This is a genomic window from Helicobacter suis, from assembly GCF_902196135.1.
Classification (GTDB): Bacteria; Campylobacterota; Campylobacteria; order Campylobacterales; family Helicobacteraceae; genus Helicobacter; species Helicobacter suis_A.
Map to the genome: position 1 here is coordinate 1 of NZ_CABIKE010000015.1, position 16175 is coordinate 16175.

Genomic DNA, 16175 nt, shown 5'->3' on the forward strand with positions numbered 1-16175 from the left:
ATTAGAAAGAGATTTAGCCCCACAAGAAATACACGAAGTGATTAGCAAGTGGGATTTAAAAAACCCTAGCCCTAAAGATAGATTATTAATTGGTAGAGTAGAAGGGCAGGAGTTAGAACAACTAGCTAAAGAGTTTAAGTTTAAGGGCAATTATGCGCTAGCTAGAGAGATAGACGCCGAGCATGTAGCCCATGCCTTAAATAGACATAGTGATATTAAGGTAGAGACCTCCCGTAATCAAATCCCAATCACGCTTGAGGATATTAGTAACTATCCAAACATTATCAAGAATGCAGAAGTTAGGAAGATTGAGCACAAAAACATTATTTATAAAAAACAAATTAATGGGCATTATGTGGTAATAGAAGAGGCGCTAACAAGTCAGAATAAAATAAGATTTGTAACGATGTGGAAATCAAAGGGGACTATCACGACCCCCCCTACGCCTTCCTCAAAGGGATACGACTTAGACCGAACTCTAAGCGGGAGTTATGATAAGCCACACCCTACCACCTCCCCCCTTAAAAGTCAAGAGCCTAATAATTACAATAACTACATTGATGTGGAAGTGATCGATCACCCTAAAGCACTCCCCTATAAACCTGTATCAGAGATTTACAAGGAGGCTAAAGCTAAGGGTTTAAGTTATGCGGAGTTTAAAGCGCTAAAAGAGCAAGAGAAAGCCACTAAAGCCCTACACACTACAAGATACATTGAGTTTAAAAAAGCTGAGAGTCAAAACATTAAAGATTTGCTAGATACTAGTAAACCCTTAAAAATGCTTAAGCCCGATCAGATCACAGAGAGATTATTAGATCAAGTTAAAAAGCACAATGCTAAGGTGTGGGTAGGAGAATTAAATAACTCAAGCATTATTGAGCATTTGGGATTAAAACCCAATCAGGCTATCAAAATGCTAGTTAATGGCGATGTGTTAAAACACATTGAAAAACGGCATGGGATACATTCCATTCTAGCTAAAAATGGACAACCACCCATTACCACAAGAGATATTGTTAATTACCCACAGATTGTGAATAAGGCGGATTTGATCAAAATAGAAACCACTAAGGATAATCAAAAAGCCTTAGTTGTGGGTAAGCAGATTAACGGACATCATGTGGTAGTGCAGACTATTAGCACAAAACGCCATGAACTTAAACTAAAAACCATGTATAAGGAGAATGGAAAGCTAGAGGAGTCAAGAGAATTTAAAAATAGTGCCCGTATGCGACTACCAATAGGTAGCAAAGACCCCCTAAGTCTAAAACCTAGTGTCAACTTAGACGCATCGTCGAACACCACAAAAACACCCGTCGGCAACCACAAAGTGGCGAACTCACGCCCAAGTGCAAGACCGGGTGAGGACTTAGACGCCGTTATGAGTGGTGAGAAAACACTACCACAACACCGCCTTAAAAATCAAGCAAAAAAACCAACACACCAAATAATGGCGATCAAATCACCCGTATTTGAAAATAAGCCTAATCAAATCAAAAAAGCACAAAAAGCCGATCCAGAAGGCTTTAAATATTATACAACCCACGAGGACATTAACAAATTTTGGGAATTTTGGAAAAACTTAGGCTTAAGAAAATCTGATAAAATGTTTATGCCAAATATTGCCACTGATGCCAAAAGTGCTTTAAGACATGCCGGTATTACAGATATTTACTTTGATCAGGCAGGCTTAGCCAAAAGTTTTAAAGCATATAACAATCTTAGAAAACTACTTGAAGCTGTAGTCAATCCAGACATCATACTTAGATCAGAGCAAAGGGACAATTGGATCAAGTTTTTAAAAACAAACCCCGATGATACAACTACAGCCATTCACATAACACTAACTAACCGAGATAATATGAGATACAAAGTTGATACAAGACACGCCGATAGTATCAGCTATGGATTACATAATCTTAACACAACTCTTAGCCAAACTGAAGCTAAAAAAATACTTGATGATGCGTTTAGTAAAAACAATGTTATTTACTATAAATCAGAAAGTCAAGAAATCCCCCATAATAAAGCCTTTGGTCAAAACTTTAAAGAGTTTTACCATGATCCAAAAGGCGCAATTGCTAAACTTATAGAGGCTAAAGAAGGCCAAGTAGCCGGAGCGTTTTATAGAGAGGATTTAGGCGATATAGATTTGGTGTGGGGCTAGATTTACCAATAGGCGATGCGTGATCAAATTAGCGATCTTAGAGACTATCTAAAGAGCCTAAAGACAAGAAGTACCGATCCAAAAATTAAGGCTAAAGCTCTAGCTAGCTTTAGCGCCTTTGTACATACTTATTTTAATTACCACCTTCAATCTAGCGAACAAAGCTTTTTTAGACAAAGCATATTAAACAACATTTTGGACTATTTAAGCGCCTCCAAAATCTGTATTTTTAAGGCTTATCGGGGTGCGTATAAAACCACTTTGTTAGGCCGTATGCTTGTGCTTTGGCTTTTTGCCAGAAATGAGCGCAGCTACATAATCTACATTGGTAAAAAATTTCATTATAAAAACAATGATCGCCCTCAAAGCCCCGCACAATAAGATAATCGCATTCAAAATTAGAAACATACAGCCAGCCAGAGCTAATAAATTCTAATTCAATGTTTCTTTTAGACTTGCCAGCTGTATTAATCGCGCTATCAAAGGGCGCCATAATATTATCTACGCCGATTTGCTTAAAATCGGCATTAAAGTCTAGTGGGCTTGATACTTGGCTACACTCATAAATCACATGATCAAGCACACACGCTCACCAATAGTATAGCTTTTTTCTTTATCAAAAAGCGGCGTTCCCTCTACTAAGGTGTTTTTGATGATCTCAATGTTTGTTCTAATTAATACTTGCATGTGCCATTCTTTGCAAACTGAGCATACTTTGGAGTGTCCTTAAAATCTTATCGCTAGTGTTGTTCTCGCCTTGTTTTGTGCTATCAAAAAACTTTGTTTTAGCTAACATCAAATCATTATAGCGCTTAGCCTTGTTGTAGGCATTTTGTGCGGCTGTGGCCTTTTGTGCGGCTTTTGTATTAGTATCCATAATTTCATTATAGGATTTTTGCGCCTCTGCTGCTTGTTTGATCAAATCCCCTACTTGATTGATTTGCTCGATCAAATAAGGGGTGGGGTTGGCTGCTAGCATGTTATCTACCCATTCTAGGTAGTTATCCATGTTCACCTCCTCCCCGTAATTTAGATTTTTTAGAATGCGATCTTTTTCGCGGTTAGCTAAATCCATGATGTATTGAAATTTTTTATCGCTCTCGCCCTTGTAGTCAAAAAGCCATGTGGTGAAGTCTTGTTTCTTTTTGCTTAAACAAGATTATCTACCCGTCTTTTGTCTGCTAACTCCTCAAAACAGCCTCTAGCCTCTAAAAGAATGCGCACCACTACTGCGATCGCAAAATCAGACTTTGTACCATTGAGGAACTCTACCATGCGCTTTTTTTCTTCTTCGGTGTTGTAGCGCCTGATAACATCAAAGCCACCCAAATGTTTTAAAACATATTGTCTAACTTTGCGCTCCTCTGCTTGGTCTTTCCATTCTCCAGCGCGTTTGCCTTTGAAGTAGATGAAAGATGACCTTGTTAAGCAGAGAATGTGTTTAAACTCGTGTAAAAAAGGGACTCGGTGTTCTTTAGGGCAATGAGCTTCATAGTAGGCTTTTAACTCCTCTTTTGTCATGCTTGTTCTCTTTAATACTTAATGTTGTAGGGAGGATACACATGCATTCTAACGGGCGGGGTGTGCCAGTGGATAAAAACAGAGCTGCACAATATATTCAAAAAGCTTGTGATAAAGGCTATGAAAAAGCCTGCACACTATTAAGTAAATAACAAAGAAGGAGAAAATTAAAATGAAAAAAGAATACTTAGAGATTGTCTTAGAAGTGCTTAAAGAGGCCAAAGCCCCCGTATCTATTTATGATCTATATACAAAGGCACAAGAACTTTATGATGCGGGTAAGATTAATAAAATGTTTAGCACGGCTAAAGATAAAACCTACTTCCCCGTGTGGTTAGCCCTAAGAAATGGCGAAAAAATGCCCTTTGTAAAAGTGGCAGATGCGCCTATTAGTATTGCTCTTAAAGAGTATGCAGGCCATGTGCTAGAAGGTGCTCACACTCAAGATAAAATAGAAACCCACCATGAACGCTTATTACACCCCCTAGTGGCTTACTTTGCTTCCCACAAATGGGGCGCGCACACTAAGACTATTTATCATGAGAGCGCACTAAAAACTAGCAAGGGCAAGAATTCTTGGTTATATCCGGATATGGTCGGAGCAAGCTTTGCTTATAAAAATTTTGAACCCAATTTGCGTAAATTTGTAGAGCATTTTTCTAGCCTGCCTCTTAAGCTCTTTTCTTTTGAGATTAAAAAAGAGATTGCCCTAAGTAATTGCAGGGAATATTACTTCCAAGCCATTAGCAATAGCTCTTGGGCTAATGAGGGTTATTTAGTAGCAGAGAAAATCAACACCCAAGATAATGAATTAATGGATTTATTAAAACGCTTGCACACTAGTTTTGGCATTGGAGTGATCTTATTAAATGTGCAGGAGATGGGCAAAAGCCAAGTTCTCTTAAACGCAAAATATAAAGACAATTTAGATCATACCATGTTGACTGAATTATCCAAAAACAGCCCAGATTTTAGAAACTTCTTAGATGCTTTGACTCTCTACCATGAGGCCATTAAAGCCAATATGAGCGAACAGACTAAATTAAAAGCCTTTGATAGTGTGTTAGATAAAGAAGATTTACAAAATTACACCAGCATAGAGATTTTAAAACAAACCCCCAAAGAAGCTTAAATGGCAATTAGTAATGCCGTGCAGAGGGGATCTAGAGTTTATGCTTATGATGAAAATGGTGATGAACTCTTTAATAAACCAGGCGCATTGGTGCGCTTCACAGATGATGCTGTATTTGTGAGGAGGGGGGCTAGGGTTTGTAAACTTGATATTTATGGCTATGTGGTGGATCCTGATGTTAAAGAGAGTGAGGGTGGGAGTGGGGGTGGGTTATTTCTAGGACTACTTGTGATAGGTCTTCTTATTCAGAGTGGTGTTAGCTATGTATATCACCATGTGCATGACTATTTTTTCCCTCCTCCTCCGCCGTCTTTTAAAGATCAAAACAAGCGCGAACAAGTTTTCCACGATGCAATGGGGCTATTTAGACAACAAAGCTATAAAAAAGCCCAAGAACGCTTTATTTGGCTAGCTCAAATCAAATACCGCCCTGCTTTTAGTTATTATATGGCAGGACAATGTGCCTATAAAACACAACATTATCAAGAAGCCATTCAATTTTACAAGCAAAGCCTAGCAATCAAAGAGCAAGCCAGCTACACTCCCATTTTGCTAGAAAACACCGCCAATGCCTACAAAGCTCTTAAGGATCATAAAAATTACGAGCACACCTTGCACCTCTTAGCCCGCTACCCTCAAAGTGAAGAAGGTAAAAAAGCTCTAGCTATTTTGCAACAAAAGTAAAAAAGTTCAGAGCAAAATTAGATTGGCACAAAGAGACTAAACTTCCATTACACGCGACTTAGTTTCAAACTAAAGTATCCAAAAAAGTAAACACACTTTGACATCTCCTTATTAGAGAGTAACCGGGGATTGTCTTGCACTGGTGGATTTTTAGCTCCCGTATTCATAAGTGAGCCCATGTCCTCCAAACAAAATACTTTGCAAAGAACACACCCCAACTATAATTAACTTTGAGACTTAGTTTTTCCTATGACACTGAAAGGTTCTTTCTTAACCCCGCATTCCTGATCACAAAATAAGCCGTAGGGATAATAAAAAGGGTGAGCACTACGCTAGTGATCATGCCACCTAACATGGGAGCAGCAATAGAGTGCATGATCTCAGAGCCCACGCCATGGGAGTACATGATAGGGATCAAAGAAACCAAAATGCTAAAAAAGGTCATTAGTTTAGGGCGCACCCGCTGCACTGCCCCATGCATAATCGCCTCTTTTAAACGCGCGCTGGTTTGCTCACCTTGTTTTAAAAAGTTTTGGTAGGCGTCCTCTAAATAGATGATCATCACAATAGCCGTCTCAGAGGCCACACCCAAAAGTGCTAAAAAGCCCACCAAAACAGCAATGCTTAAATTTAGGCCAATGATGTTCATGAAAACTAACCCACCCAAGAAAGCAAAGGGCAGGCTAAAAAAGCAGAGTAAGGAATTAATCGTATTTTTAAGTGCAAAGACAATTAAAAGAAAAATAATAAAAATGCTTATGGGCACAATGTATTTAAGGGTAGCAAAGGCTTCATCTAAATACTGACTCTCCCCAGAAAATTCGTAATAATAGCCCGTGGGTAATTTCACACTCTCTAAGGCTTTCATAGCCGCTTGGCGGTAAGTCTCTGAGCTCACCCCATTTTTAGGTACAATATAAATAAAATGCACACTCAAGCCCTTTTCACTCTTAAGCACCGCAGGGGCATTTTCATAATAAACACGGGCAAATTCTCTTAAGGGCACATAGCTAAAGGGCGTTTTGATATAGAGGTTATCTAGGCTTTCTATGTTATCGCGCTCTACATCTTTGAGGCGCACACTGATAGGATAACTCTCCACCCCATCAATTAAAGTTGAAACCCGCGCCCCGCCCACGCCATAAGAAATCATATTTAAAACACTCTCTTTGGTGATGTTATATTCAGCTAGTTTTTCTGGGCGCAGATCAACATTGAGATAGTAGCCATTATTAGATTTCTCCGCAAAAACAGAAAGAGACTCAGGGAGAGTTTTTAATTTTTGCTCCATTTGGATCGCTAAATCTTGTAATAAATAGGGGTCTTTGCCATAAAGTTTAATGCCAAGAGGCGTACGAATTCCTGTTAAAAGCATGTCAATACGCCCACGGATAGGATAGGTCCAAGAATTAACTAAGCCTTTTAACTGCAAAGCTTGCTCTAATTTATTTCTAAGTTGCTTGTAGGTGATTTTCTCAGGCCATTCAGATTTGGGTTTAAGCTCAATATAGGTTTCTAGCATGGAAAGAGCTGCGCTATCGCTACTACTATTAGCCCGGCCGGCTTTGCCAAAAACTTGCTTGACTTCAGGGATAGCCTTAATGCGCTTATTAGTCTCCTCTAAATATTTTTTGGCCGTATCAATGCCTACGGCATTGGTGGTTACTGGCATATACATCACCACGCCCTCATTAATAGAGGGGATAAACTCCCAGTTAAGCCTTTTATACACAAAATAAAGCCCGCCTAAACCCAGTACACTGAGCGCTAAAAAGACATATTTAAAGCGCAACACAAAGGTCAAACACACCCCATAAATCTTAATGAAAAAAGCATTGATAGGATTTTTAGACTCTTCTACAATCTTGCCCTTGATAAAAAAGAGCATTAAAATAGGCACAATGCTAATAGAAAGCAATGCCCCCACTAGCATCGCAAAGGTTTTAGTGTAGGCCAGAGGTGAGAAGAGCCGTTTTTCCTGACCGCTTAAATCAAAGATGGGCAAGAAAGAAACCACAATGATCATCAACGCAAAAAAGATCGCCGGTCCTACCTGTTTGACCCCTTCAATAATAGCCCCTTGCCTCTCCTCATCATTTTGGATATTGGCATGGCTTAAGTGTTTGTGGGCATTTTCTACCATTACAATGGCTGCATCCACCATAGCCCCAATGGCAATAGCAATGCCGCCTAAGCTCATAATGCTAGCCTCAATGTTAAAAAAGTGCATGAGTAAAAAGCTCAGGCACACACACAAAGGTAGCGTGATGATCACCACTAACGCACTTCTAAAGTGCAATAAAAAAATAGCAATGATGACTAAGACCGTGATGCTCTCCTCTATGAGTGTGTGGATCAAATTCTCTACACCCTTTTTAATAAGCTCACTACGATCATAGACAGGTACAATTTGCACATCTGGATCGCCCTCTTGCAAGCGCGCGATCTTTTGTTTGATACGCTCTAAAATGCTGTAGGTATCTGCATGGTAGCGCACCATCACAACTCCGCCCACCACCTCATCTGTACCATTAAGATTAGCCACTGAGCGCCGTGGTTTAGGCGTGAAGTTGATTGTTGCGATGTCTGTTAATTTAATAGGCGTGCGGTTAGGGGCTTTAAGTACAATTTGGCCTAAATCCTGCAAGTTTTTAATGTAACCTTGTGCATGGATAATCTTTTCAAATCCATTTTCTAAGATGATCCCTCCCCCCGTGTCTTGATTGGATTTTTTAATGGCATTGATCACATCTGTTATGCTTAGATCGTATTTGACCAGCGCGTCATTATTGATAGTTACCTCGTAGTTCTTCTCAAAGCCCCCCACACTAGCAACCTCACTCACCCCATCCACCCCTAAAAGTGCGTAGCGGTAGTAAAAATCTTGCAGGGTTTTAAGTTCGGCTAGATTTTTAGTTTTACTTTTAAGCGCGTACTGGTAAGCCCAACCAATGGAGGTAGAATCACTACCCATTTCCACTTTAGCCTCTGGGGGCAATTTCACCCGTGCCATTTGCTCAGAGACGCGATCGCGGGCAAAATACAAATCCACGCCGTCTTTAAAAATGATATAAATCAAACCGGTTTCATAGCTAGCAATCCCGCGCACAGTCTCTACATCAGCAATGCCCATTAAATTAGACACCAAAGGATAAACCGCCTGCTCTTGTACCACCTCTGGGCTTTGGTTAGGATAGCTTACTTGTACCACCACCTGAGTAGGCGAGAGATCAGGCAAGGCATCTAAACGGGTGTTTTTCATAGCCCAAAGTGAGATCAAAAAGAGTAGAAAAACCACCATTACAACGACTAATTTATTCTTAATGCTCAAAGAGATGAGCGCATTAATCATCACTCATCCCCGTTATTAATCGCATCCGCATCTAAAATAAAGAGGGCGTTTTTGGCAACTTCATCACCTGCCTTTAGCCCCTCTAAAATTTCATAACTCCCATCGCTATTTCGTTTGGCCTTAATCGGTGTGAGGGTAAAATCCCCGTCTTCTTTTTTAAAGACAATGGTTTTATTATTTTTAACTAGTACCGCCTCTTTGGGCAAGACTAGCATTTTTCTAACCTGTTGGTAGATACTCACCCTAGCAAACATGTTAGGGAAAAAGATTAAAGCAGGATTATTTAGGATAAAGCGCACCTGCACCATTTTATCCTGTGCTCCGATGAAGGGGTTAATGCGATCAAATTTTAAGGGAAAAACTCCAGAAACCCCCTCAATAGATATGCTAGCTTTAGAAAGGTGGCGCACAAAATCCAAATCCTCTTGATTAACCTTAGCTAACACATATAACGAACGCAGATCAATGATTTTATAAATCTCTGCCCCGCTTTTAATAAACCCGCCTTCATTGACATTTTTAGTAAAAATCACCCCGCTAAAAGGCGCGCGCATATCAATATTATTTTTAATCTTTTTAGTCTTGATGATAGTGTCAATCTCATAGGTAGGCACACCCAAAAGACGCAATTTTTCACGCATTTGTTCTACTTGTTTATTAAAGCGCACAGAAGAGAGCAATTCGCTTTGCACGCTAATAAGAGAGGGGGAATAAATATTAAAAAGCTTATCTCCGGCCTTGATGTTTTGGTAGGTTTGATTTACATAGAGTTTTTCAACATAACCATCAAAACGGATATTATAAGAAAAGACTTTGGTTTCATCTGCTTCTAAGAGCGCATAATACTGCCTAAAGGGGGCAACCTCTTTAAGCATCACCTTAATACTATCCCCTCCCTTAGCCTGCAACAAACAACATAATAAAATAACCCCCCATAACCGCGGTATCACCAAAGCCCTTTGAGATTCTCTAAATTCAAATAAGTGGTAGAAAGCTCGCTTTGGGTATCAATTTTAGAAAGCTGTGTATTAATCTCATCGTTAAAGGCGCTGTAATAGGTGTTGTAATCTGTTGAAGAGGGTAAATTATTTGCATAAATTTGTACAATATGCCCATTGGCTTTTAAAATTTGATCAATGCTGGTTAAATTTCTTTGTAGCTGTGCGATTCTTTTAAGTAATTTTCTAGCCGTGTGCATCACTCTATTTTTGGTATTTTCTACTTCTTTAAGAGCCACTAAATGTTCCTCTTTCTTTTGTTGTAAGGTGTTACTTTGTTTGCCATAAAGAGGTAGAGGAATGGCTATACCAACGGTAAACATATCAAAAATGTGCCGTCTGAAGAGGTAGTTAGCAGTTACATTGATGTCATCTAAAAAGCCTTTTCTAGCTAGCGTAATGTTTTTAAGAGATTGGCTATCTTGTAAATCTGCGATCTTAATCTCGCGGTTGGTACTCATGATCGCCTTTAATTCCTCATCTGGATTAAAAACAAGCGCACTAGGTGCAAGGCTTAAAAGATCGCTTTGATTGAAGGTTAATTCGCTAATACTAATCTTGTTATTATCTAGCGCGTCTTCTAAATCGCTTTGTTTGATTTGTAATTGGGATTTAAGCACTTCAATTTTAGCAATCGCAATAGCATCTGGGCTACTAGAATGCATGGCCTTATATAACAGACTATCTAAGTTACTCAATGCCTCTTTGAGTAAGGCTAATTTTTGGGTGTTTTTATAAATATTAACAGCATTGATTAAAATATTTATAGCAATTTGTTGTCTAAGTTTTTGGAGTTCTAAAAGCTTTTTTTGGCTCTCTAAATCAATCACTTGCTTTTTAGTGTGCCGTTTACCATTCACATCAAATTTTTGGGATAGCCCCACGCTGATGCTTTGCATAAAGTTAAACATGCCATTAAACTCGCCGTTTAAAACAAAGTAATCATTCACATTAGCGTTGTTATAGGCTACATACAAAATAGGATTATCCCAGCGAGACGCCGCTCTAGCTTGGGCTTGCAAACTAGAAATCTGTGCCTCTAAACTTTCAAGCTTGGCGTTTTTATGCAAATATTTATTGTAAATACTCTCTAGATCTAACCGGCTTTGTGAGCCAGCTAGAACATTCAAGAGAATACAAACAAAAATTAGAGAGAAACGCATGGGTTAAATATCCACGCTACCTTTGCCTTTATAAACCTTTCCCTCTTTAGTTTTGACTTGTAATTTGATTTGCCAAGTACCACTCATGGGCAAATTGACCTTAGCATGGTAGACACCATTTTTCACTTCTACCTGTGCTTTTTCATCCATCGCGGCCATACCCGGCATTTCAGGCATTTTAAAACTCAACTTAATATGCGCATCTTTTAAAGCCTTTCCCCCAAGAGTGGGCACTAGATCAAACTCATTATTACCACTCACCAATTTTTTATCTGCCTTGAGTGCTACTTCTGCTTCCTTAGCTTTAATTTTTAATTCCCAAGCTTGCAAGCTCCCAAAGGCTAAACCGCATGCCAGTAACAAAGCACCTAGTTTTTTCATGTAAGCTCCTCATAGTTTAATGATGAGTTTGCATTCTAGGGTGTGTTTGTGTAAAATTTGTGGAAAATCCCTTTATCGTGTTAGAACTAAGAATAACACCATGCATAAGAATGTCTACGCTACCTTCGCCTTGATAAACTTTGCCTTCTTTCGTTCTAACTTGTACTTTAATTTGCCAAGGCCCATTCATGGGTAAATTAACCTCTGCATGATAAATGCCATCTTTTTCTCTTACTTGTGCCTCTTTATTCATTGCAGCCATACCCGGCATTTCAGGCATTTTAAAACTCAACTTAATATGCGCATCTTTTAAAGCTTTGCCCCCAAGAGTGGGCACTAAATCAAATTTATTATCCCCATCCACTAAATCCTTATCCGCTTTAAGAGCCACTTGAGCTTCCTTAGCTTTAATTGTTAATTCCCAAGCTTGCAAGCTTCCAAAGACTAAACCACATGCCAGTAACAAAGAACCTAGTTTTTTCATGTCATCTCCTTTCTATAAAGGTAAAGAGATTCAAGCACACTTGCGTAAAGTTTCTGCAAATTAACCCTTCTTGTGTTAGAGTTCGCTCATCTCATATAAAGGATTGAAAATGGATTATAGAATTGAACATGACACTATGGGCGAGGTTAAAGTAGAAAATAGCAAATACTGGGGCGCGCAAACCCAAAGAAGCTATGAAAATTTTAAGATCGGCACAGAAAAAATGCCCCCAGAGCTTATTTTTGCCTTTGCTAAACTCAAAAAAGCCCTAGCTAAGGTCAACCACGATTTAGGCAAACTGAGTCAAGAAAAATCAGAGGCCATTATTAAAGCCTGTAATGCCATTTTAGAGGGCAAGCTAGAGGGGATGTTTCCCCTAGCCATTTGGCAAACAGGGAGTGGTACGCAAACTAATATGAACATGAATGAAGTGATTGCCAACTACGCCACAGAGATTCTAGGGGGCAATTTTAGAGAAAAAAAGCTGATTCACCCTAACGATGATGTGAATATGTCGCAAAGCTCTAATGATACTTTCCCAACAGCTATGCATATTGTCAGCGTACTAGAAATCACACAAACCCTTTTACCCGCCTTAGATAAATTGCACGCTACCCTTGAGAGCAAAAGCCAAGCTTTTGATAAGATCATTAAAATCGGGCGCACCCATTTACAAGATGCCACGCCCCTAACTCTAGGGCAGGAGTTTAGCGGATACGCAAGCATGCTTAAGCACTCTAAAGAGCAGATTATGCAGAGTTTAGAGGGGCTAAGAGAGTTAGCCATCGGGGGCACAGCAGTGGGCACAGGTCTTAATGCCCACCCTCAGTTATCAGAAAAGGTTGCTAAACAGCTTAGCCAAGATACCGGTCAGGTTTTTAAAAGCGCGCCTAATAAATTCCATGCTTTAAGTAGCCATGACGCCATTACTTTTGCCCACGGAGCGCTTAAAGCCCTTGCGGCTAATTTAATGAAAATTGCCAATGACATTAGATGGCTTGCTAGCGGACCACGCTGTGGTTTAGGCGAATTATCCATTCCAGAAAATGAGCCGGGAAGCTCCATTATGCCCGGCAAGGTCAATCCTACCCAGTGTGAGGCTTTAACGATGGTTGCTGTGCAGGTGATGGGCAATGATGCAGCTATTGGCTTTGCTTCTTCTCAAGGCAATTTTGAACTCAATGTCTTTAAACCTGTGATCATTTACAATTTCTTGCAAAGTTTGCGCCTTTTAAGCGATGGCATGCTTAGCTTTGATCTACACTGCGCACAAGGTATCCAGCCTAATAAAGACAAGATAGATTATTATTTGCACCACTCTTTAATGCTAGTGACCGCACTAAACCCCCATATTGGCTATGAAAACGCGGCTAAAGTGGCAAAAAACGCCCATAAAAAGGGTATTAGCCTCAAAGAATCAGCAGTAGAGTTAGGGCTTTTAAGCGCAGAGGATTTTGAGAAATTTGTAGTGCCTGAAAAAATGATTGGCCCTAGGGCTTAGTTTTAAAATCTTGCTAAAGCCTAGATTATGCCCCTTTTTTACCCATGATCGCCTCTTTTTATACCAAACAAGCGCGCTTGATCGCTTAGTGTTGGAAGAGGAAAGCCTAGATTGCATCATCACCTCCCCGCCTTATAATGTGGGTATGGCTTATAATGGCAGTGATGATAGTCAGGATTATCAAGCGTACCTAGACTTTAGCGCGCATTATTTGGCTAATTGTTATGCATGGGCTAAGAAAAGTGGGCGCTTGTGCCTCAACATTCCCTTAGATAAAAACAAGGGCGGACAACAAAGTGTGGGGGCAGACATCATTAGTTTAGCTAAAGAGATTGGATGGTGCTATCATAGTAGCATTATCTGGAATGAGGGCAATGTCTCTAGGCGCACAGCATGGGGGAGCTGGCTTAGTGCTTCTGCGCCCTATGTGATTGCTCCGGTCGAGCTCATTGTGATTTTTTATAAAGAGGTGTGGAAAAAACAACACAAGGGTATTAGTGATTTAAGTAAAGAAGAGTTTATCAGTTGGACTAATGGGCTTTGGAGTTTTAATGGAGAATCTGCTAAACGCATCGGCCACCCCGCCCCCTTTCCCAGAGAGTTACCTAGGCGCTGTATCAAGCTCTTTTCTTTTATAGGAGATGTGATCTGTGATCCTTTTAGTGGGAGCGGAACAACGATGCTAGAGGCTTATGCTAATCAGCGTCGTTTTGTGGGTATTGAACTAGACCCTACTTATTGTGAACTTTCTAAGCAACGCTTTTTAAAAATGCTAGAAGATGAAAATTAGCCAACACGCTTTAATTATGGAATTTTTTAAAGCAAACCCAAATAGAGATATTGCCCATCCTGAAATTGTAGATTGGCTCACTCAGGAATATACAAAACGCACAGGCAAGGTTTTTAGGGATCCGGATAGAGGGATTAGAAAATTGCGCCAGCAGGGAATGTTACAAAAGATTGCTAAGGGGGTGTATCGTTACGATCCTAATTTAGTACTGCATACAGATTTAGAGGATTTTAGCGAGTCTTTAAAAAAGCAGATTTTAGAGCGTGATAATTACGCTTGCGTGATCTGTGGGGCGAGTAAAAAAGAGGGCATGGAATTGCATGTTGATCACATTAAACCTAAAGACTTAGGAGGCAAAGCCACTTTAGAAAATGGGCAAACACTTTGCTCACGGCATAACTTCTTAAAAAAGAACTTTAAACAAACAGAAACGGGTAAAAAGATGTTTATCCGCATGTTAGAGAGTGCAAGAAAAGCGGGCGAATTAGAGCTTGTGGCGTTTTTAGAGGAAATTTTAAGCGTCTATGAAAAACATGGGATCAACGGGCATATTGTGTGGGGGAAGGCTAAAAATTTTTAGGGATAAATGACCAATTTAGCAAAAAAGAGCCTGGATTACACTATTCTACTCTAGCTTACAAGAAAGGCAACATCTGTGAAACGCTCAAAATACTAGGATACTCTTTATCTGTGTTAATTGCACGCAGTAAATGCGCCTTGTTTACTGGTTATCACTGCCCTATAATTCTTTATAATTCTTTAGACAGACTAGAATTTCCCGACAATGCAAAAACTCTAGCTAAGCTGGCAATTGCTAGTTACATTCTAAATTTAAATTTTTTTAACCACTTATTCCATTCTTCTTTGAGCTTTCTAAGAGTAAAATTAAAGTCTTAAAAGGATTTAAAATTAAAAAGATTCTTTAACACCTAAGCAAAGAAGAGTCTTGTCCTTAATAAGACAGCAAAGCCTAAATATCTCACCTTACTAGTTACCCATTGGCTAAGCTTGTAAAGACACTGAGCGCAAGAGATCGATGTGCGTAGACAAATCCTCAGCAACACGCCGTCTTAAAGGGTCTAGTTGGACAATCACACCCTCTTGCTTAGCAAACCTAATAGCGGGGACAAAGTCACTATCATTAGCGATTAAAATAATTTTTTCTACCTGTTTTTTAATAGCCAAAGAGGCAATGTCTAGGCCAATTTTCATATCTACCCCTTTTTGGCGTAGGTTGAGCTGAAAATCCCCATCCTTCAAGTCTTTTACAGATTTTTCTCCGGACAAGAGTTTTGGCAAGACATTGGGCTTTAATACCCACGGATTGTCCTTATCAAACTGGATTCGCCCTAATCTTACGCTAAAATAGGGTTTTTGTTTGAGCGTATTAAGAAGTTGTGTGTTAAATTGCACCACATCGCTTTTGTCTAAAGACAACTGTTTTTTGCTGATTGGCTGTTGCACTCTCCCGGTGGCAGGAGGACAGCTATAGATAAAGACACGGAATAGGTAATCTCTAGAGTTGCCCAATGTCCTAAGAACATACCTCCTAATCTCTTCAGCTAAGGCAACAGAAACAGGACGATCTTGAGGCGGGTAAAGCACTTTGAGAAAAAAATCTAAATCCACTAAAACGGCTGTTTTTTTGGGTAGATGGACATCAAAAAACTGAGAATCGGATTCATTTAACATAAAAAACCCTTTACTAAAACCTCAAGGACCCGGGAGCTAGGGTGTCCGTATCCAAAACGACACCGAGCCAGCCGAGTCTGTATGAACGGCCATTGTAGCTAGTTTTACGCTAATTGTCAAGACATGCTTAAAACCACTAAAAAGCAGCCTAGACGAATAAAGCAAAGACCAAAAAACTAGAAAGAAAACTTGAAAAGACTGTTTTAAGAAATCTCCAACACCTAAGCAAGAGAGCCTTGAGCCTGTGGCCCTTGCAAACAAATGCAAGGGCATTTCTCTAAGAAAGGAGGTGATCCAACCGCAGGTTCAC

13 protein-coding genes and 2 pseudogenes are annotated in these 16175 nt (G+C 39.7%); 6 read left to right on the forward strand and 9 right to left on the reverse strand.

Annotated features, from left to right (window positions below; all coding sequences use genetic code 11):
- Positions 1-2167: pseudogene (locus tag G6Q06_RS08645) on the forward strand (hypothetical protein); the annotation flags it as partial.
- Positions 2168-2396: 229 nt separating this feature from the next.
- Here G6Q06_RS08645 and G6Q06_RS07540 read toward each other — a convergent pair.
- The 3 genes from G6Q06_RS07540 to G6Q06_RS07550 form a co-directional block, all read right to left on the reverse strand.
- Positions 2397-2750: a hypothetical protein gene (locus tag G6Q06_RS07540; RefSeq protein WP_163566224.1), complete on the reverse strand. Its 354-nt coding sequence runs from the start codon at positions 2748-2750 to the stop codon at positions 2397-2399.
- Positions 2751-2837: 87 nt separating this feature from the next.
- On the reverse strand, positions 2838-3176 hold the full coding sequence (locus tag G6Q06_RS07545) for a hypothetical protein (RefSeq protein ID WP_163565236.1): 339 nt from the start codon (positions 3174-3176) through the stop codon (positions 2838-2840).
- Between the two features lie 140 nt (positions 3177-3316).
- A complete protein-coding gene (locus G6Q06_RS07550) occupies positions 3317-3688 on the reverse strand; it encodes a hypothetical protein (protein WP_163566225.1) in 372 nt (123 codons plus the stop codon).
- Between the two features lie 172 nt (positions 3689-3860).
- Here G6Q06_RS07550 and G6Q06_RS07555 point away from each other — a divergent pair, with 172 nt between their 5' ends.
- Positions 3861-4820, forward strand: coding sequence for an HrgA protein (locus tag G6Q06_RS07555; protein ID WP_163566226.1), 960 nt, complete (start codon positions 3861-3863; stop codon positions 4818-4820).
- Positions 4821-5504: a tetratricopeptide repeat protein gene (locus tag G6Q06_RS08650; protein WP_240329352.1), complete on the forward strand. Its 684-nt coding sequence runs from the start codon at positions 4821-4823 to the stop codon at positions 5502-5504.
- Between the two features lie 247 nt (positions 5505-5751).
- Here G6Q06_RS08650 and G6Q06_RS07565 read toward each other — a convergent pair whose 3' ends face one another.
- From G6Q06_RS07565 to G6Q06_RS07585, 5 genes and pseudogenes are all read right to left on the reverse strand, one after another.
- Entirely contained in the window at positions 5752-8856 is a 3105-nt protein-coding gene (locus tag G6Q06_RS07565; protein WP_163565234.1) for an efflux RND transporter permease subunit, read from the reverse strand.
- Complete coding sequence (locus tag G6Q06_RS07570; protein ID WP_240329354.1) at positions 8856-9806, reverse strand: HlyD family efflux transporter periplasmic adaptor subunit; 951 nt, start codon at positions 9804-9806, stop codon at positions 8856-8858. The genes G6Q06_RS07565 and G6Q06_RS07570 overlap by 1 nt, the downstream gene beginning before the upstream one ends.
- Complete coding sequence (crdB, locus tag G6Q06_RS07575; protein WP_163566227.1) at positions 9803-11017, reverse strand: copper resistance outer membrane protein CrdB; 1215 nt, start codon at positions 11015-11017, stop codon at positions 9803-9805. The genes G6Q06_RS07570 and crdB overlap by 4 nt, the downstream gene beginning before the upstream one ends.
- Before the next feature lie 3 nt (positions 11018-11020).
- Complete coding sequence (locus tag G6Q06_RS07580; RefSeq protein ID WP_163534098.1) at positions 11021-11398, reverse strand: FixH family protein; 378 nt, start codon at positions 11396-11398, stop codon at positions 11021-11023.
- Positions 11399-11507: 109 nt separating this feature from the next.
- Positions 11508-11882, reverse strand: a pseudogene (locus G6Q06_RS07585) (FixH family protein); the annotation flags it as partial.
- Positions 11883-11991: 109 nt separating this feature from the next.
- On the opposite strand from G6Q06_RS07585, the gene fumC reads away from it, so the two are divergent.
- Genes fumC through G6Q06_RS07600 form a run of 3 tightly spaced genes read left to right on the forward strand, consistent with a single transcriptional unit; the run spans position 11992 to position 14753 of the window.
- Positions 11992-13383, forward strand: coding sequence for a class II fumarate hydratase (fumC, locus tag G6Q06_RS07590; RefSeq protein ID WP_163535368.1), 1392 nt, complete (start codon positions 11992-11994; stop codon positions 13381-13383).
- Between the two features lie 10 nt (positions 13384-13393).
- A complete protein-coding gene (locus tag G6Q06_RS07595) occupies positions 13394-14173 on the forward strand; it encodes a DNA-methyltransferase (RefSeq protein ID WP_163535369.1) in 780 nt (259 codons plus the stop codon).
- Entirely contained in the window at positions 14163-14753 is a 591-nt protein-coding gene (locus G6Q06_RS07600) for an HNH endonuclease (protein WP_163566228.1), read from the forward strand. Before G6Q06_RS07595 ends, G6Q06_RS07600 begins: the two co-directional genes overlap by 11 nt.
- Before the next feature lie 422 nt (positions 14754-15175).
- Here the strand turns inward: G6Q06_RS07600 and G6Q06_RS07605 are convergent, their stop codons facing one another.
- The gene (locus G6Q06_RS07605) at positions 15176-15865 is read right to left on the reverse strand and encodes an NYN domain-containing protein (RefSeq protein WP_163565229.1); all 690 of its coding nucleotides are present in this window, start codon (positions 15863-15865) and stop codon (positions 15176-15178) included.
- Between the last annotated feature and the right edge of the window lie 310 nt (positions 15866-16175).